Origin of the sequence: Bacillus sp. B25(2016b) (assembly GCF_001679765.1) — a bacterium.
In the GTDB taxonomy this organism is placed as follows: domain Bacteria; phylum Bacillota; class Bacilli; order Bacillales; family Bacillaceae_G; genus Bacillus_A; species Bacillus_A thuringiensis_K.
The window spans coordinates 1839049-1856625 of sequence record NZ_CP016285.1 but is presented as its reverse complement, the minus strand read 5'-3'; the positions used below and the strand labels follow the sequence as shown (position 1 = coordinate 1856625).

Sequence of the window (17577 nt, the reverse complement as noted above, 5' to 3'; positions counted from 1 at the left end):
TGAGCGAAAATTCACTCATCTTTTATTATACTATTTTTTTGTAATATATGCCCATTTATAACTGAAGTCCCCACCAAACGTATGGTTAGCAATGTCTTTTACAAACGGCTTCTCTAAATAAGCTGTACTTTGTTGGTACGTAGGAGAAATTGCTGCGTCTTGACCAATTAAGATTTTTTCAGCTTCCGCAAGTGCATTCCAGCGTGCTTTATCATCTTTTAATAGCTCTCCTTTTGATTTCGCTACTAAATCATCATACTTCGGATTAGAATAATCCATTTCATTAAATGAGCTTCCAGTAACAAACATATCAATATAAGTCATTGGATCCGGATAATCAGGGCTCCATGCAGATAATGAGAATTCATATTGGAATTTCTTTTCTAAATCTAGCTTCTGCTTGTATGGTTGCTGTTTCAAATTCACTTTAATACCAGGCAAGTTTTTCTCTAGTTCTTCCTTAATAAAGTCGCCCACTTTTTTACGGCTACCGTTATCATCGTTTAGTAATTCAACCGTAATTGTATCTTGACCAAGCTCTTTCTTCGCTTCTTCCCATAATTTTTTTGCTTTCTCTGCATTATCTTTACTATCACGGAAGTTTTTATTTACAGAGCGGAAATCTTTTCCATCCGGACCTGTCGTGAATTTTTCAGGTACTAAGAAATATGCTGGCAATGAACCGTCATTTAAAATGACATCAGCAATTCCTTTTTTATCGTATGCTAAATCAATCGCTTCACGTACCTTTTGGTTTTTAAATGTTGCATTTTTTTGGTTAAAACGTAAGAAATATATGCGTGGATCTAACTTCGTTTTAAATTCATCTGGCTTATTCTTTTTATATTTATCAACAAATTCAGAAGTTAAAATAACTCGATCTGCTTGATCACTATCATATAAATTTACTCCCGTGCTTGTTTCCTTCACAATACTTACATTAATTTCGTCTAACTTTACAGTATCTTTATCCCAATAATTAGGATTTTTCTTCAACTGATAATTTTGTTCATGTTTCCATTGACTCATTGTAAATGGTCCATTATATACTAATTTATCTGCTTCTAATCCGTATTTATCTCCTTGCTCTTTCACATATTTTTCATTTAATGGGAAAAATGTAGGGAACGACGTAAGCTCAAGAAAATAAGGTGCTGGTTGCTCTAATTCTACTACCAACGTTTTATCATCCTTCGCTTTAACACCCAATTGATCTGCTGGTAATTCACCTTTATTTACTTTCTGTGCATTTTTCACATCAAATAAAATGAATGCATATTCTGCCGCTATTGCTTTATCTAATGTACGTTGCCATGCATATACAAAATCTTGTGCTCGAACTGGATCACCATTTGACCATTTCGCATCACGTAATTCAAATGTATATGTCTTTTTATCTTCACTAATCTTCACATCTTTTGCCATACCTGGTGTTGGTTTATTATCTTTATCTAGACGATATAAACCTTCCATTGCATTTACAAATACACGGAAAGATACAGAATCCGTTGATTTAGATGTATCCATTGAAGGAATTTCAGCTGTTTCTAGCAAATTTAAAACTTGTTTATCGGCCATTCCCTTATTCGATTCTTTCTTCGTTGTCGAAGCCTTCTCACCATTCCCACATCCTGCAACCAATACACTCGTCGTTAACGCAAGTGCAGCAATTGTTGTTGTCTTTCTCTTCATTCTTCCTTCCCCCAATCTATATGTATAAGTTAAATCCTATATAATATATTTCATTATACAAAAGATTCTGATTATTTTAAATATTTATTTTAACAAACATAGAAAAAAGCGATCAGAAATTTCTTTCCAGCCGCTTTCTTGAATAGCATTTACTTGTAATCCATCCTCTATATCAAATGGATTTTGAACTTTAAATATTTCTTCCATCAGCTTCAAAAACTCTTCTTCAGTTTTAGATTCACCATTAACCATAAGTGAGTATGGTTCCACTTCACCTAATTTATAATCGACAACAAATTGAATCTTCACCTTTTGTCTTGGCGTTCCGGTGTTATATCCTTGGAATTCTACTAATTCTAACCCTTCCGTTCCACGATAATATATCCAACCTGAATTTTGAAAATAATTTTCGAAAGATTCACCTATTGAAAAGAAAGGATATTCATAAAGCGAGCTTGTACGAACCTTTTGAATAACGTCTCGATCAGTCGGAAAAAAGAAATGACTAAAAAATATGCTAGCAACTGCTAAAATAGTAACAATTGTCGCTCCCATTTTGCTCGTTCCGCCGCTATCATTGATTAGATAGTTTTCAACTGATTTATCTTTTATTTCTCTTGCTTTTATTCGGTATATACGTCTTTCCGCAAATTGATAGTATAATCCATTTGCAAAAATCCCCATTCCAAACAGAATAAAAATGAGTAATAAAAACGTAAGAGGCACCATATTAATGATTGGCAACGCTACATTAAACCCCATATAATACGAAAATGCATCACACGCTACTAATAACAACATAAATAAAGCAGCTGGTACATAATACTTACGATATCCTAGCCAGCCTATATTGAAAATAGCAGCCCAACCATTCCAGCTCCACCTAGCAATCCGCTTATTCTCAAGCTCCCATTTCCTTTTGTAATACGGATATTGTCTCCCTACATATACTTCTAGTTCTTTATCTATTAACGAGCTACCTTCCTCTTGTTCATTATCCAAGTTTCGCTGACAACTTGCACAATTTAACTGTTCCTCCTCGCAAGGTTGCCCACAATTTATACATTTCAAAACAATCCCTCTTCCCATCCATACGTCATTTCAAAATACCTTCGTGTTTTAATAACCACTCTTTCCTCCATAAACCACCAGCATATCCAACAAGCTTTCCACTCTTCCCTATTACACGGTGACATGGAACAATTATTGAAATTGGATTCCGACTATTTGCCCCTCCTATTGCCCGTACAGCTTTTGTATTTCCAACTTTCTCTGCAATATCTAAATATGAAGCACTTACGCCGTACGGAATAGTATAAAGTGCATCCCATACATTTTTTTGAAATGCTGTTCCCTCCGCAGACAGCGGGACCGTAAACTCTTTTCTTTTCCCTTTAAAATATTCATCTAACTCATTTATACATTGTTCTATCATTTCATTTTTATTTTCTTCTTGTCGTTCATCAACAAATATAACAGACGTAATTCCTTCTTGATTCGCTGTAATTTCAAGCAAACCTACTTCGCTTTCATAATAAGCCTGGTACATATGCCATCCTCCAATTCAGTTCATATTAGTCATTGTAACACGAATATACAAAATTTTTCGTATAAGCGTTTTATTAGAGAAACAAAAAAGAGAATGATACAATGTAAGAAAATTCAATCTAGGAGGCTATTGGATGAATTCCGAACTTTTTTCACCTTATACAATTAAGGACGTTACATTAAAAAACCGGATTGTTATGTCACCTATGTGCATGTATTCATCGGAAAACGGGGATGGCCAAGTAACGAATTTCCATCTCATTCATTATGGAACAAGAGCTGCCGGTCAAGTTGGTTTAGTTATGATTGAAGCAACAGCCGTGTTACCTGAAGGTCGAATTTCAAATAAAGACTTAGGCATTTGGGATAACAGTTTAATTGAAGGCTTACATAAAACGACTACTTTTATACATGATAATGGTGCAAAAGCTGCCATTCAACTCGCTCACGCCGGAAGAAAAGCAGAACTAGAAACAGATGCGTTAGCTCCTTCAGCCATTCCATTTAATGAAACAATGAAAATGCCAATAGAAATGAGCAAACACCAAATTAAAGATACCGTATTAGCTTTTCAGCAAGCTGCAGTACGATCAAAACAAGCTGGATTTGATGTTATTGAAATACACGGTGCTCATGGTTATCTTATTAATGAATTTCTTTCTCCGCTTTCCAATAAGCGGACTGATGAATATGGTGGTTCACCTGAAAACCGCTATCGTTTCTTACGCGAAATCATTGACTCGATAAATGAAGTTTGGGACGGACCAATATTCGTTCGTATTTCAGCAAATGATTATCATCCTGACGGGCTAACGGTTCAAGATTACGTTCAGTATACAAAGTGGATGAAAGAACAGGGAATAGATTTAATCGATTGTAGTTCTGGCGCAGTTGTACCAGCACATATTGATGTGTATCCCGGTTATCAAGTACAATATGCCAAACATATTAAAGAGCATGCTAACATTGCAACTGGTGCAGTTGGATTGATTACGACCGGAGTACAAGCAGAGCAAATTTTAAATAATAACGAAGCAGATTTAATTTTCATCGGACGTGAATTACTTCGCAATCCGTATTTTCCGAGAATAGCGGCCAATGAACTTGGCTTTGAATTGCAAGAACCTCACCAATATAAGCGAGCACCAGGAAAAATTCATACGAATAAATAAAACCGAGAAGTCATTCTTCTCGGTTTTATTTATTCTATCGTTGTAATTTCATTTGAATTATAAGTATGGATACCCGATTCTTCTCGTAGCGCGGTTATATACATCCCTTTCGCCACATCTTTAGCTGAAATTGGTTTATATTTTTTGAAAGTTCCTTTAAAGATAAACGGAATAATACGAGATAACTTTTCAGCCATTCGTTCGCCGAAACGAAATTCTTGTCGATTTCCTACTAATAATGATGGTCTAAAAATGTGAATACCACCAATCACTAACTTTTGCAATTCTTCTTCCATTTTTCCTTTCACTTGTGAATAAAAGAAGAATGATTTAGGATTCGCTCCCATAGAAGACACGACAAGGAAATTTTGTACCCCTTGTTTTTCAGCTAAACACGCAGCTCGTAACGTATATTCATAATCTACTTTTTTAAAATTTGCTTTTGTTTTTGCTTTTTTTATTGTTGTTCCTAAGCAACTAAAAACATCATCCACAGCAAAGAACTCTTTATATTCCTCTAATACCGAAAAATCAACTTGTTTCTGCTGTAACTTCTCATGTTGCAATTGCATTGGCTCTCTTACAAAAATAGTAACCGAATCGTAGTAATCTGATCCAAGTAATAGACGCGTTATCTCTTGTCCAACTAAACCACTTGCACCAAGTATTAACGCTGTTCGCTTATTCATATATGCATATACCTCTTATTTTACTTTTCTCTCCTTTAGTAAAATACAACCTTTAGGAGTTTCCTGCTCTTATTTTACCACAAGTAAAACACTATGCGTACGCATAGTGCTTTACTCACTCTTTTTTCTCATCTCTCTCTTGTAATTTCGTTATTGTTGTAGCGTCCCCTAAATTACTTATTAATTTTCTTAAAAAAATTAATACGAAAGATAATGGCAATACTACCGCTAATATTAATAAAATAGCTTCCATTAAGTAACCCAAGCGCTCATCCCCCTCTTTACCTCCTTTTCAATATATGAAAACAGCGTTGTCACATATGCATGCATTTGCAAAAATAATACACCTATATTTGACAACTTTATAAAAAAAACAAATCGGAATGATTATTATTTATTGCAACTTTATTAAAGATGTATTATACTAAGTTCGCAAACTAAAACGTAATTATTCCGTTTTGTATTAAAATGATATTTTTCTTCTATAATTGGGGAAAATATATCCGTAAAAAAGAAAAGAGGAGAACTTCATGCCTAAAAGATTGACTATATTTTCATTCTTACTTATTTTTACCTTAATTTTCGCTGGCTGCTCAAATAAAAAAGAAAGTAATGCCAAGAAAGATGGAAAGCTAACAGTTTATACAACGATTTTCCCACTTGCTGATTTCGCAAAGAAAATCGGTGGCGACTATGTAAATGTTGAAGCGATTTACCCACCTGGTGCAGATTCACATACATTTGAACCAAGTCAAAAACAAACAGTACAAGTTGCAAAAGCCGATTTATTTGTTTATAACGGCGCTGAATTAGAACCATTTGCTGAAAAAATGGAAAAAACATTACAAAAAGAAAATGTTAAAATTGTAAATGCATCTAAAGGTATTGAGCTTCGTGCTTCTACTGAAGAAGAGCATCATGATCATGGAGATGGCCATAAAGAAGATGAACATCATCACGATAAAGACCCGCATGTTTGGTTAGATCCTACTCTAGCAATGAAACAGGCAGAAAAAATTAAAAATGCACTTGTAGAATTACAACCTGAACATAAACAAGAATTCGAAAAAAACTTTGCAGCACTTCAAACTAAATTTACTGATTTAGACGATGGATTTAAGGCAGCTGTAGCGAACGCAAAAACGAAAGAAATTTTAGTTTCTCATGCTGCCTATGGTTACTGGGAACAACGATACGGCCTAAAACAAATTCCTATCGCTGGAATTTCAGCTTCTGATGAACCATCTCAAAAGCAGCTTGCTGACATTACAAAAACAGTAAAAGAACATAATCTAAAATATATTTTATTCGAAACATTCTCTACTCCAAAAGTAGCATCCGTAATTCAAAAAGAAACTGGTACAAAAGTTTTACGCTTAAATCACTTAGCTACTATTTCTGAAGATGATGCAAAAAATAATAAAGATTACTTTACTTTAATGGAAGAAAACGTAAATACATTGAAAGAAGCAACAAACTAATCCATTGTATTTTCTAGGCAGCTGAATTTGTTATTCAGCTGCCTTTTTATGTATTTATCCTTGACTTGACCAAAATAACAAGTAAAATTATCCATATTAGCTTTAAAGCTATATTAATTTAGAAGGTGAGTTGGAATTATGAATCTTCACATTTGTGAAGTAACAGCAAAAAATTGGCGTTCAGTAGTTGCTTTAGACGTCGCAAAAGATCAGCAACAATTTATTGAAAGTAACGCGTTTTCTTTAGCAGAATCATTATATGAAGGAAACGGAACGTCAGTAGGTTTATATGATGGAGAAACACTTGTAGGATACGCAATGTATGGATGGTATTCAGTAAAACATAAAAGTGTATGGCTCGATCGCTTTATGATTGACCAACAATATCAAGGAAAAGGATACGCAAAACGTTTCCTTCGCTTACTCATTCAATTCTTACAAGAAAAATTTGAATGCAAAATAATTTACTTAAGTTTACATCCAGACAACAAACTTGCAATGGGACTGTATGAATCATTTGGTTTCCGCTTAAATGGGGATATTGATGATGAAGGTCCAGTTGTAGGTGTTGTAATGGAGTTACTAATAGACGAAAATACAAGCCTGTGAAAACAGGCTTTTTATTATACATTTATCAATTTTTAGTTTCTCTCCCTTATTGAATTCTGTTTTGCAATCTAATAGAATGCTCATAAAAAATAAGCCTGCAATTTACGCAGACTTATTTCACACACTCCTCGAAATGTTCTTGGAACCACTCTTTATTAATATCTCTTCCGATAAAAACTACTTCACTTACTCGCTCTTCGCCCTCTTGCCACTCTCTATCGTACGAAGCAGCAAATAACGTATGTACACCTTGGAAAACGATACGTTTATCTACTCCATCTATCGATAAAATTCCTTTGTAACGATATAAATATTCCCCTAGCTCTTGAACGACAGCTGACATCCACTCATTAAGCTTTTGTAAATCCAGCGGACGTTCTTCACGTAATACAAATGATTTCACACCTTCTAAGTGGTTATGTTCTTTATGAGGGTAAATTTGCAACGTATCTTTCGTTTTAAACGTTTGGATTTGTAATAAAGATGGTATATCTACCTCACAGTTAGTCGCCTCAATTAACTTTGCAGTCGGGTTAATTCCTTGAATTTCATGCAAGAGATTTTCTTTCTCATTCTCTTCAATTAAATCTAATTTATTTACTAAAACGACATCAGCAAACGCAATTTGCTCTTTTGCTTCTAATCCTTTTTCAAAATGTTTATGTATATGATAACTATCTACTACCGTTACAACACCGTTAATTTGGTAAGCAGATTGAATGACTGGATCTAAAAAGAATGTTTGAATAATTGGGCCTGGATTTGCAAGGCCAGTCGTTTCAATTACTAAACCATCAAAATCCATTTTCCCTTCTGCTTTTACGTCCAGTAACTGTTTTAAAGCAACGAGTAAATCTTCACGTACAGTACAGCATAAACAGCCATTTGTCATTTCCATAATTTCTTCTTCCACATTGATAATCAACTGATTATCAATGCCAATTTGCCCTATTTCATTTACAATCACCGCTAATTTCTTACCGTGATTTTCTGATAAAATACGATTTAATAATGTCGTTTTCCCAGATCCAAGAAAACCAGTTAATATTGTTACTGGAATCATTTCGTACATCTCCTTATAGCTATATGTTTCTACATTATAGCATATAGAGAAAATCGTTTTTGTAGCAAAACATATTTATTGTCTCTACACCTAATTAACTATATAATAACATGTAGTAAGAAAGCCTTTTCAAAACATTATTATTCATCAAGGGGGTACTTATAATGGATCGAGTTCAAATGGCTGAAACGCTAGAATTTTCTCGTATTATTCAAGGATTTTGGCGTTTAGCAGAATGGAATATGACGAAACAAGAATTACTTTCTTTCATTGAAGATTGTATGGATATGGGAATTACTACTTTTGATCACGCTGATATTTACGGCGCATATACGTGTGAAGGGTTATTTGGCGAAGCTTTACAATTAAAGCCTTCCTTACGAGAAAACATGCAAATTATTACAAAGTGTGGAATCGCTCCCCCATCACCGAAATTTCCAGAGCGATATGTTGCTCACTACAATACTAGTGCAGAGCATATTATGCAAAGTGTAGAAGCATCACTTAAAAATTTACATACAGATTATATTGACGTATTACTTATTCATCGTCCCGATCCTTTTATGGATCCAAATGAAGTGGCAAAAGCATTTTCACAATTAAAACAAGAAGGGAAAGTTCGTCACTTCGGTGTATCTAACTTCTTACCTTCACAATTTAATATGTTAAGTTCGTACTTAGATTTCCCGCTTATTACGAACCAGATTGAAGTTTCTGCATTGCAGCTTGAGCATTTTGAAAAAGGGACAATTGATTTATGCCAAGAAAAACGAATCAATCCAATGATTTGGTCACCTCTTGCTGGTGGGGAGATTTTTACTGGTCAATCAGAACGCGCCGTACGTGTACGTGAAACTGTGCAAAAAGTTGCTACTGAGTTAGGTGTTTCTAGTATCGATACAGTTATGTATGCTTGGTTACTTGCTCATCCAGCTAATATGATGCCTATCGTTGGCTCTGGTAAATTAGATCGCGTAAAAACTGCCGCTCTTGCTACAAAAGTTAACTTAGACCGTCAACAATGGTTTACAATTTTCGAAAGCTCTAATGGACATCCTGTACCATAATGCATAAAAAGAAGAGCTGTTTTCTTACAGCTCTTCTTTTTCATATGTATTTCTAGTCATAGCAAATACACACATATCCCTTAATCCGTTTCCATCTACCGCAACGCTCGCACTTTCTAACGTACCTTCTAACTTAAAGCCTAATTTCTCAGGTATCGCTCTACTCTTCTTATTGAAAGAATCACAACGAATTTCTACACGGTTTGCTTTCAATTCAGAAAAAGCGTAATCCGTTATACCTTTCGCAGCCTCTACCATATAGCCTTTTCCACTAAACCTTGTATCAATCCAATATCCGATTTCAAATTGAGGTATATCCCAATTAATACGATGTAATCCGGCTGAAGCAATAAATTCACCTGTTTCTTTCGAAAATACTAGTAATCTTAAATCTTCACGTTGCAAAAATTGAATATGTGATTTTCTAATACTTTCTTCTACTTCTTGCTCTGTTTGCTCTTTTTGTGCAAACACCATCCAAGGTTTTAGTTCTTGTATTGAAGCCTGAATTGCATCATATACAACTTTACCATCTCCTGGTTTCGGCATTCGAATAAAAAGCCTGTCAGTATAAAATTCAGAAGGAAAATCGAATAATAACGGATTCACTGTAAACACTCCCTATATTTCTTTTATATATAATAATATCCATCTCAAGTTATATAGTAAAGAATTTTCTGAATTGAAAACCTTTTACTCATTCACTTCCACCGCTACACGAATTCCAGATTCAATCGCACCTTGAATCCATCCGTGATATAGCGTTGTATGATCTCCAGCGAAGAATATTCTCCCCTCTGGTTTGACAATCGCTGGTTGCAGCTCAGATTCTTGATCTGCTTGAAAAAGTGCAAATCCTCCAAGCGCATACGGATCCAATGTCCAGCTTTTTGATATTCCAGATATGAACTCATCATAGACTTGACCACCTAATATCGTTGCTAAATTGTGTAAGGCGTAATAAATACGATCGCCTTTTGATAAACCATCCCATAACAATGCATCGTAAGACCATGTATAGCTACCTAACATCATAGCAGGTCCTTTTTCTCCAATCCCATGACTTGGATAATAGGCATAACGAATTGGCAAATCTGTTATAATCCTGCCACCTAATTGCCCTTGTTCTTCCCAAAATCTGCTTTTAAATTGAATTCCTATTTTCGTCGCAGGCATGTAATGTAATTCACGAATTGCTTTCCATTTTTCATGAGATATAGAATCAAACGGATCTACTTCTACAAAACGCATTGTCGAAAACGGGATAGTAACAATAACTAAATCTCCTGTAATACTACTATATTCAAAAGTTTCCTCGTTCCGATAGAAAGCTGTCACACCATTATCGTGTTGATGTAACTTCATTAATTTTTGATTATATATAATATTTTCTTCTAATTGCGGTAAAAACGACTTTGGTAATCTATCATTCCCGCCCATAACTTCACAAAATCCGCTCTCCTCTTGCATAATGTATAAAAATCGTAAAGTCTCTACAAACGACCGCTCTAAAAAACCTTCTAAATCTAATAGAACACCGATCATCTCAATTGTTACTGGCGAAAAGTAAGTATTATACTGATAAGGATGATACTTTAAAAATTGTCCAGTAGAGTATCTTCCAAAATCCTTTACTACAACGTCCCAATTTTTTTCTGGGTTCTTTTTTATAAAATTTATAATGGGCTGTACCGCTAACAATAATAATTCCTCTGACGTTTTTCCAACTTCATTCATTTCCACAGGATATCTTAGAATACTTGGATCTTTTTCATATTGTTTTAACGTCGTTTTCCGTCCATTTACGTATATAACATCCGTCTCATTCCTATTAATAAAAGGTCTCACCTGTAGCCCAAATTTTCTTATATATGCCATCGTTAATGTATGCGTATACGGAATTCTCATTGCTCCAACATCTAAATATAATCCGGTATCTTCCATTCTAACCGTTTCTATACGGCCACCTACCCGGTTATTTGCTTCAAAAATTTTCACATCATGTCCTGCAGCCTTTAATAAAGATGCTGAAACTAACCCAGCCATACCAGCTCCCACTACAATAATCTGTTTTGGGCTTATCGTCTTCTTCAATCCTTTATCTATAACTTTTAACGCTTCATCCATTTCAGTGTTATACATTATATCTTTCTGCACAATTCCACCCCTTACTTCATCAAATGGACGTTAGTGGTTTAGTGCATTTTATTCATAAATCCCCATAAACATAACACCATTGCAATTTGAATATTCACTAAAAGTACATAAGAGACAGATCTCACTTTTCTTTATACTTCGTATAATATAGCAACTACAAAGAAGGAGTGGTTAAAAATGAAACATACTTATGACTACGATGCTACAAAAAAACATTTAGAATTAAAGAAACAAAACTTATGTAAAAAACTTAGCAATATGACACTATCTGAAAAAGAACGTGAACAACTAAAACGTGAAATTGACAACTATGAATATATTTTAAATCTAGTCGAAATGAATCATTATGAACGCGGATTTTCTCGTTAAAAGCGGAAATAAGATTATCCGCTTTTCATTTTGAGCATTTCACTACGCATTTTTCATAAGTAAATATATAATAGGATGTACATTAAGATTGAGAGGTATATTCTATGATCAAGTTAAGTGTATTAGACCAATCACCTATTTCAGATGGTAGCACAGCAGCCCAAGCTTTTTCACATACAGTTACGCTTGCACAAGAAGTTGAAAAACTCGGATTCACACGTTTTTGGGTATCCGAACATCATAATTCCGTAAGCTTAGCTGGTTCAAGTCCAGAAATACTTATTTCTCATATTGCCGCAAAAACGGACCGTATTAGAGTCGGTTCAGGTGGTGTTATGTTACCGCATTATAGCCCATATAAAGTTGCTGAGAATTTCCGTGTTCTAGAAGCACTGTATCCAAATCGTATCGATCTCGGTGTTGGTAGAGCCCCTGGTGGTATGCCAATAGCAACTCGCGCACTTCAAGAAGGGAAAATGGTCTCACTTGATCAATATCCAGAACAAATTGCAGACGTTGCAATGTACTTACATGATCAAGTACCAGAAAACCATCACTATGCAAACTTAAGAGCCACTCCAGTTATCCCAACATCTCCTGAAATGTGGATGCTCGGTTCTAGCGGAGAGAGCGCTAAAATTGCTGCAAACAACGGAGCTTCTTTCGCATTTGCACAATTTATTAACGGCTTCGGAGGCCCTGAAGTTATGAGGGCTTACCAAGAACAATATCAGCCTTCATTTTTAGGAGATAAGCCTAATTCAATCGTTGCCATCTTTGTTATATGCGGAGAAACAAATGAAGAAGCGGAAAAAATTGCTTCTAGTTTAGATTTATCAATCTTATTATTAGAGCAAGGAAAACGAACTACTGGTACACCTTCTATTGAAACTGCTCAAAATTATTCATACAGCGCTTATGATTTATTCCGTATAAAAGAAAATCGTCAACGTATGATTGTCGGTGATCCGTCTTCTGTAAAAGAAAAAATAATAAACTTAAGCAAAGCATACAATACTGACGAATTTATGATTGTCACGATTACTCATCAATTCGAACATAAATTAAAGTCTTATCGCTTACTAGCAAATGCTTTTAATTTATAATTCTAAAAAGAGATGCATCACATATGATGCATCTCTTTTTCTTACTACTTATTGTTTTCATTTCCTATATATTCAATAGCTTCTTTTAATAGCTCTTCAAAGTTAATAGGATAATTATGATCTAAGTCAGGCACAACTTTATACTTATGTTCTATATTCTTCTCTCTTAATAGTTGTACGAATTGCTGCGTGGATTCGAAACAGTCTTCATCTTGATCCCCGCATACTATATATCCTTTTATATGTTTATCCTTCAGCACTCTTAGCAACTCATCCCATTCTTCAATCTCAGGAAGCCAGGGTGCCATAAAAACAAAACCATCTACATCTATATCTTTTTGTAAAATCGTATATAAAGCTACTCTTGCCCCTGCAGAAAAACCACCAATTATTACATTTTCTACTGTATGATTTTCTATAAACTTATTGTAATGCTCTTTTAATTCCCCTTTCCCTCTCTCTAGATCACCCCAAACAAATCCATCTGAAAACTGAATTTGTGAAGACTGTGGTAAAGCTAACGTGTAATCTTGTGTCAAAACTGATTTCCAATATGACTCTACTATTTGAATATTTTCTTGGTCACCATGTAATGTAAGTAGTAGATTTCCCTCTTTCTTGCTGTATATATATTTCACGTCTGGTCTTTCCGTTTTATGTGCTAATGCTTCTCTTTCTTTACATAATTGAACCATTGTATGAAATTCTTCAAATTTATGTAGTGATTTTAAATCATCGTCCGAAATTAAATACTCATTTCCATACCAGAATCCCTTTTCTATAATGGCCTCTCTCATTAAATGTAATGCTTCTTTTTCAAGTCTCGATGCACTTGCGAGCGCATACTTAAAATTATATATTTGCGCCTCATTCCCTATTACACCTGTAGCATTTTCCATTATATAATTGTACGCTTCAAAACTTCCTTTATTTGCATAACAACGTAACGTTTCATTTAATAATTGAATGTAAGTCATACTATTTTTCATGTACCAATTCCCCCGAAACCTTTTATAATATTTTTTTGCGAATCTTTATACCACTTTGTATAACCTACTCTAACAATATCTTATTCTCAGAATGATGCTTAATAGTTACTCTTCCCTGTCCAATGCATTTAGTATAAATAAGAATAGACTGAAAAATCAATATTTTAACAGACAAAAAAAGACAACAATATATGTATTGTTGTTTTCATTACGTCTACCCGCTCTTTTGTTTTTTTCTATCTGGTTTACTTGAAACTAAATAATGTTTTTCTGAAATATATAAGTCTCTTTTTAAGCTACGATTTAAGTAAGGTCCTAGTTTCATTCCGCATATGAGGCGATCTTCGCTACCTTCAACAATTGGGAACATTTCTTTTTCTGTTACGTATTGATCTACTGCTTTTTGTACGACATCAATTTCTTTCACTAGGTTTAAATTTTCTTCTGTATGTTCAAATACCTCAAGCGTTTCCTTCGTTATAAGAAAAACATTTGTTGGAAATGCAGGTAAATACGGTTTTAACAGATCATAATTTACTGTATAATCATCATTTACTAATACTGTATAAACGATATTAGCATTCGTTTCTAAAAACTGAGCCATCGCTTGTTCTAACTCATCTTTCGTAATTTCCCGCTCTTCTTTTCCAGTTCTGAAAAAGCGAAACATCGCATCGCCTCCTTTTTACTATATTATAGCATAAAAGAAAACTGAAAAATCATAAAAAAACCCATTGAAATAATTTTTCAATGGGTTTCTATATATTTTTTATCGTTATTTTAAGAATGCACTTAGCATCCATACATGTTGTTCTAATGTTGTATGAATTGCTAACAGCATGTCAGCTGATGTTTCATCGCCAGCTTCACCCGCAACTTCCATACCTTCTTTTAATTCTTGAATAAGTGCAGAATAATCATTCACTAATGTTTGCACCATTTCTTCTGCAGATTCTTTGCTTGTCCCTTCACTGACACTAGATGTTGCGAGATATTCTTTCATTGTCGCTAATGGTTTACCTTCTAAAGCTAAAATACGTTCTGCTAACTCATCAATATACGTTCCAGCCTCATTATAAAACTCTTCAAATTTCTCATGTAATGTAAAGAAGTGTGGCCCTGTCACATACCAGTGATAATTATGTAATTTAACATATAACACATTCCAGTTTGCTACCTGCTTGTTTAATACTTCAACAACATTTGTTTTCGTACTCATACAATCCACTCCTCTTATCATTTTGTAATGTTTATCTTTTAATAACCTAATTACATTTTACCATACATTCCCTTTCCTTTCGAACAATCGGCTTATATGTAACAAAGTTTTAACACCTTTAATACTTCCCTAATATCATTTAATTCATGTATTTTTTCAAACACTTCATACGTCTAATTGTCCAAGCTCATACATATGCATAATAGTACATCAAGCTCATCATAGTAGAAAGAGGGATAACATGGACAATCAACAATGGCAAGTAGCAAAGAAAGTAGCTGCTACTTATATCGGAACTGTCGTTGGAGCTGGATTTGCTACTGGACGAGAAATTGTTGAATTTTTCACAGTGAATGGATTATACGGGACAATTGGCATATGTGTAAGTGGATTTTTTTTTATTTGGCTCGGCACAAAGATGATGTTACTTTCATCACAAATCGGGGCATTTTCAGCGCAAGAATTTAACAAATATTTATTTGGGGATGTATTTGGGAATGTTGTAAACACATTATTATTACTCGTTTTATTCGGCGTAACGAGCGTTATGTTATCAGGGGCTGGTGCAGTATTTGAAGAGCAACTTCGCTTACCAAGACAACTCGGTATTCTCATTACAGTTATCGCTTGTCTCATTATAAGTAGCCGCGGATTACAAGGTGTTTTTGAAGTAAATACACTTGTCGTACCTATTATGATGATTTTTATTATCGGACTTGCTATTACAACCTTTTTTCACGGTACACCTTCCATTAATAACACTATTCCTGCAGAGAGTTGGAATATGAAATGGATTACTAGCCCTATTACATATGTCGCCTTAAATCTTTCTCTCGCCCAAAGTGTTCTCGTCCCATTAGCCAGTGAAGTAAAGGATCGAAAAGCCATTTTTTGGGGTGGGATTTTAGGTGGTGCTGGACTTTCTTTAATTTTATTATGCAGCCATTTAGCAATCTTATCAGTCGATCAATTTTATCAATATAACATCCCAATGGCTGAAGTCATAAGAAGATTTAATGCAACTTTTCACTTCTTCTTCGTTCTCATTATTTTCGGTGAAGTTTTCACAACTTTAGTTGGTAATGTGTTCGGGATGACAAAACAGATGCAATCTATTACCGGGTGGAAAAATCACAATATTATTTTCTTCATTTTACTAATTAGTTATTGCTTTAGTTACATCGGTTACAGTGACTTACTTCACATTCTATATCCTATCATCGGATGGGTAAGTATTGTTATACTTCCAATCATTGCGTTTAAACAACTTCAAAAAACATAAAAAAGCATCCATGTTATTGGATGCTTTTTTATGTTCATTCACAATCATCACATACTTCCCAGTACGGTCCCATTTCTAATGCTAAATACGGCTTTAACTGCAACCGAATCATTCGACTAGGCATGCGTTCTAAAACAAATTGAATACCTTCTTCATCTTCGTCTAATTCAACTTTTGAAATCACAATTCTTTGTATAGTCGTAATCGGAATTCCATCTTTATATAAAGTGATTTTCACCTCATCGTATTCATTAAAATACAATTCGACACTCATTTGATTTTTCAGTATTTCATCACCAATTTTATATGTATCATTTTGTTCTTGGATTATATATTTCCATCCGCCTCTATCTTCTTTCGGAGCTGTTTGAAATAATGTCTCCAAATCCTCGTATAGCATAAGATAACCCCTCTCTTACTAAAAAACGATGAGTATTTTATATACCCTTTATCTCTATCACTATCCATAGCTATTGTACCATATATCACCGTTCTTACCGTATTCATTTGCTTCATAGATACTTATAAAATAACTAATTCTATCTTCATTATTATGTATATTACCTCATTACTCCATACACTCTTACAAGTTTAAATAACGTCAGACTTTAATCCATGCAAATATTGTCTACTCTCCGCTTTTATTAGCTCACAGCATTCATACTTTTACATATAGTAAGACTACCACAAATAAAAAAGGAGAGTGACTTATACCACTCCCCTTAAAAGAACTTCCCTATAGCTGCTAAAACTAATACGATTATTAAAATTGCAAATAATAATGAGACAATGAAACTAAAAATAGGTAACGCTTTCTTTTCATTCTTCTTAAATAGTAACTTTAAACTAAGAAAAATATTTACCGGTACAAGTATAAAATAAAAATATTTAACAATTTGTACCGAGCTATTCGAAAGTGTTTTTAATATAAACACTTCAATTAGAAAAACAATAAAAAATGAAATACTTAGCCAAAATGAGACGTAACTAAGCCAAGAATGTCTTTTTGTCCCCCAATACACTCCCATAATACTCTCCTTTTATTTGTATTCTATACGTTAATAATTATACACAAAGCTAACAAATACCTCTATTTTTCGACAAACATTATGCAAAATGCCATTTTAAACGTCA

20 protein-coding genes are annotated in these 17577 nt (G+C 34.1%); 7 read left to right on the top strand and 13 right to left on the bottom strand.

Going from position 1 to position 17577, the window contains the following annotated elements; genetic code table 11:
• Positions 1-30: 30 nt before the first annotated feature.
• From BAQ53_RS09530 to BAQ53_RS09520, 3 genes are all read right to left on the bottom strand, one after another.
• Positions 31-1692, bottom strand: coding sequence for a peptide ABC transporter substrate-binding protein (locus BAQ53_RS09530; RefSeq protein WP_000824272.1), 1662 nt, complete (start codon positions 1690-1692; stop codon positions 31-33).
• An 84-nt stretch (positions 1693-1776) separates the two neighbouring features.
• Complete coding sequence (locus BAQ53_RS09525) at positions 1777-2781, bottom strand: DUF2628 domain-containing protein (protein WP_003300930.1); 1005 nt, start codon at positions 2779-2781, stop codon at positions 1777-1779.
• 7 nt (positions 2782-2788) lie between these two features.
• Positions 2789-3241 (bottom strand): methylated-DNA--[protein]-cysteine S-methyltransferase, encoded by a 453-nt coding sequence (locus BAQ53_RS09520; protein WP_000283913.1) that lies wholly within the window; start codon positions 3239-3241, stop codon positions 2789-2791.
• Between the two features lie 133 nt (positions 3242-3374).
• Between BAQ53_RS09520 and namA the strand changes: the two genes are divergently transcribed.
• On the top strand, positions 3375-4412 hold the full coding sequence (namA, locus tag BAQ53_RS09515) for an NADPH dehydrogenase NamA (RefSeq protein WP_001083646.1): 1038 nt from the start codon (positions 3375-3377) through the stop codon (positions 4410-4412).
• Positions 4413-4441: 29 nt separating this feature from the next.
• On the opposite strand, the gene BAQ53_RS09510 is transcribed toward namA, so the two are convergent.
• Positions 4442-5101: an oxidoreductase gene (locus BAQ53_RS09510; RefSeq protein ID WP_208906803.1), complete on the bottom strand. Its 660-nt coding sequence runs from the start codon at positions 5099-5101 to the stop codon at positions 4442-4444.
• A 115-nt stretch (positions 5102-5216) separates the two neighbouring features.
• The gene (locus BAQ53_RS09505; RefSeq protein ID WP_000540931.1) at positions 5217-5366 is read right to left on the bottom strand and encodes a hypothetical protein; all 150 of its coding nucleotides are present in this window, start codon (positions 5364-5366) and stop codon (positions 5217-5219) included.
• Between the two features lie 265 nt (positions 5367-5631).
• On the opposite strand from BAQ53_RS09505, the gene BAQ53_RS09500 reads away from it, so the two are divergent.
• Positions 5632-6582: a metal ABC transporter substrate-binding protein gene (locus BAQ53_RS09500; RefSeq protein ID WP_001126151.1), complete on the top strand. Its 951-nt coding sequence runs from the start codon at positions 5632-5634 to the stop codon at positions 6580-6582.
• A gap of 138 nt (positions 6583-6720) precedes the next feature.
• On the top strand, positions 6721-7191 hold the full coding sequence (locus BAQ53_RS09495) for a GNAT family N-acetyltransferase (protein ID WP_001048677.1): 471 nt from the start codon (positions 6721-6723) through the stop codon (positions 7189-7191).
• A gap of 112 nt (positions 7192-7303) precedes the next feature.
• On the opposite strand, the gene BAQ53_RS09490 is transcribed toward BAQ53_RS09495, so the two are convergent.
• Positions 7304-8254, bottom strand: a complete 951-nt coding sequence (locus tag BAQ53_RS09490; protein WP_098451529.1) for a CobW family GTP-binding protein — start codon at positions 8252-8254, stop codon at positions 7304-7306.
• Between the two features lie 164 nt (positions 8255-8418).
• On the opposite strand from BAQ53_RS09490, the gene BAQ53_RS09485 reads away from it, so the two are divergent.
• On the top strand, positions 8419-9321 hold the full coding sequence (locus BAQ53_RS09485) for an aldo/keto reductase (protein WP_000376358.1): 903 nt from the start codon (positions 8419-8421) through the stop codon (positions 9319-9321).
• Positions 9322-9345: 24 nt separating this feature from the next.
• On the opposite strand, the gene BAQ53_RS09480 is transcribed toward BAQ53_RS09485, so the two are convergent.
• Positions 9346-9930: a GNAT family N-acetyltransferase gene (locus BAQ53_RS09480; protein ID WP_001068749.1), complete on the bottom strand. Its 585-nt coding sequence runs from the start codon at positions 9928-9930 to the stop codon at positions 9346-9348.
• An 84-nt stretch (positions 9931-10014) separates the two neighbouring features.
• On the bottom strand, positions 10015-11478 hold the full coding sequence (locus BAQ53_RS09475) for a flavin monoamine oxidase family protein (RefSeq protein ID WP_208906801.1): 1464 nt from the start codon (positions 11476-11478) through the stop codon (positions 10015-10017).
• A 177-nt stretch (positions 11479-11655) separates the two neighbouring features.
• Between BAQ53_RS09475 and BAQ53_RS09470 the strand changes: the two genes are divergently transcribed.
• Both BAQ53_RS09470 and BAQ53_RS09465 read left to right on the top strand, forming a co-directional pair.
• Positions 11656-11847, top strand: coding sequence for a DUF3896 family protein (locus BAQ53_RS09470; RefSeq protein ID WP_000683359.1), 192 nt, complete (start codon positions 11656-11658; stop codon positions 11845-11847).
• Between the two features lie 104 nt (positions 11848-11951).
• Positions 11952-12953 carry an LLM class flavin-dependent oxidoreductase gene (locus BAQ53_RS09465; RefSeq protein WP_000594046.1) on the top strand — a complete coding sequence of 334 codons (1002 nt, stop codon included), beginning with the start codon at positions 11952-11954 and terminating at the stop codon, positions 12951-12953.
• A gap of 44 nt (positions 12954-12997) precedes the next feature.
• Here BAQ53_RS09465 and BAQ53_RS09460 read toward each other — a convergent pair whose 3' ends face one another.
• The 3 genes from BAQ53_RS09460 to BAQ53_RS09450 all read right to left on the bottom strand — a co-directional run bounded on the left by BAQ53_RS09460 (position 12998) and on the right by BAQ53_RS09450 (position 15161).
• Positions 12998-13942 carry an alpha/beta hydrolase gene (locus BAQ53_RS09460; protein WP_151522722.1) on the bottom strand — a complete coding sequence of 315 codons (945 nt, stop codon included), beginning with the start codon at positions 13940-13942 and terminating at the stop codon, positions 12998-13000.
• 214 nt (positions 13943-14156) lie between these two features.
• Positions 14157-14612 (bottom strand): DUF3939 domain-containing protein, encoded by a 456-nt coding sequence (locus BAQ53_RS09455; protein WP_000488208.1) that lies wholly within the window; start codon positions 14610-14612, stop codon positions 14157-14159.
• 105 nt (positions 14613-14717) lie between these two features.
• A complete protein-coding gene (locus BAQ53_RS09450; protein ID WP_000105199.1) occupies positions 14718-15161 on the bottom strand; it encodes a Dps family protein in 444 nt (147 codons plus the stop codon).
• A 241-nt stretch (positions 15162-15402) separates the two neighbouring features.
• Here BAQ53_RS09450 and BAQ53_RS09445 point away from each other — a divergent pair, with 241 nt between their 5' ends.
• The gene (locus BAQ53_RS09445; RefSeq protein WP_000370207.1) at positions 15403-16443 is read left to right on the top strand and encodes a YkvI family membrane protein; all 1041 of its coding nucleotides are present in this window, start codon (positions 15403-15405) and stop codon (positions 16441-16443) included.
• Between the two features lie 34 nt (positions 16444-16477).
• On the opposite strand, the gene BAQ53_RS09440 is transcribed toward BAQ53_RS09445, so the two are convergent.
• A complete protein-coding gene (locus BAQ53_RS09440; RefSeq protein ID WP_000965062.1) occupies positions 16478-16843 on the bottom strand; it encodes a DUF3979 family protein in 366 nt (121 codons plus the stop codon).
• A 322-nt stretch (positions 16844-17165) separates the two neighbouring features.
• The gene (locus tag BAQ53_RS09435) at positions 17166-17471 is read right to left on the bottom strand and encodes a hypothetical protein (RefSeq protein WP_000539571.1); all 306 of its coding nucleotides are present in this window, start codon (positions 17469-17471) and stop codon (positions 17166-17168) included.
• Positions 17472-17577: the final 106 nt, after the last annotated feature.

Excerpts from the sequence above, each read along its gene's own strand:
- BAQ53_RS09530 (WP_000824272.1), bottom strand. The coding sequence starts at position 1,692 with ATGAAGAGAAAGACAACAACAATTGCTGCACTTGCGTTAACGACGAGT.
- BAQ53_RS09525 (WP_003300930.1), bottom strand. The coding sequence starts at position 2,781 with ATGGGAAGAGGGATTGTTTTGAAATGTATAAATTGTGGGCAACCTTGC.
- BAQ53_RS09520 (WP_000283913.1), bottom strand. The coding sequence starts at position 3,241 with ATGTACCAGGCTTATTATGAAAGCGAAGTAGGTTTGCTTGAAATTACA.
- namA (WP_001083646.1), top strand. The coding sequence starts at position 3,375 with ATGAATTCCGAACTTTTTTCACCTTATACAATTAAGGACGTTACATTA.
- BAQ53_RS09510 (WP_208906803.1), bottom strand. The coding sequence starts at position 5,101 with ATGAATAAGCGAACAGCGTTAATACTTGGTGCAAGTGGTTTAGTTGGA.
- BAQ53_RS09500 (WP_001126151.1), top strand. The coding sequence starts at position 5,632 with ATGCCTAAAAGATTGACTATATTTTCATTCTTACTTATTTTTACCTTA.
- BAQ53_RS09495 (WP_001048677.1), top strand. The coding sequence starts at position 6,721 with ATGAATCTTCACATTTGTGAAGTAACAGCAAAAAATTGGCGTTCAGTA.
- BAQ53_RS09490 (WP_098451529.1), bottom strand. The coding sequence starts at position 8,254 with ATGATTCCAGTAACAATATTAACTGGTTTTCTTGGATCTGGGAAAACG.
- BAQ53_RS09485 (WP_000376358.1), top strand. The coding sequence starts at position 8,419 with ATGGATCGAGTTCAAATGGCTGAAACGCTAGAATTTTCTCGTATTATT.
- BAQ53_RS09470 (WP_000683359.1), top strand. The coding sequence starts at position 11,656 with ATGAAACATACTTATGACTACGATGCTACAAAAAAACATTTAGAATTA.
- BAQ53_RS09465 (WP_000594046.1), top strand. The coding sequence starts at position 11,952 with ATGATCAAGTTAAGTGTATTAGACCAATCACCTATTTCAGATGGTAGC.
- BAQ53_RS09460 (WP_151522722.1), bottom strand. The coding sequence starts at position 13,942 with ATGAAAAATAGTATGACTTACATTCAATTATTAAATGAAACGTTACGT.
- BAQ53_RS09455 (WP_000488208.1), bottom strand. The coding sequence starts at position 14,612 with ATGTTTCGCTTTTTCAGAACTGGAAAAGAAGAGCGGGAAATTACGAAA.
- BAQ53_RS09450 (WP_000105199.1), bottom strand. The coding sequence starts at position 15,161 with ATGAGTACGAAAACAAATGTTGTTGAAGTATTAAACAAGCAGGTAGCA.
- BAQ53_RS09445 (WP_000370207.1), top strand. The coding sequence starts at position 15,403 with ATGGACAATCAACAATGGCAAGTAGCAAAGAAAGTAGCTGCTACTTAT.
- BAQ53_RS09440 (WP_000965062.1), bottom strand. The coding sequence starts at position 16,843 with ATGCTATACGAGGATTTGGAGACATTATTTCAAACAGCTCCGAAAGAA.
- BAQ53_RS09435 (WP_000539571.1), bottom strand. The coding sequence starts at position 17,471 with ATGGGAGTGTATTGGGGGACAAAAAGACATTCTTGGCTTAGTTACGTC.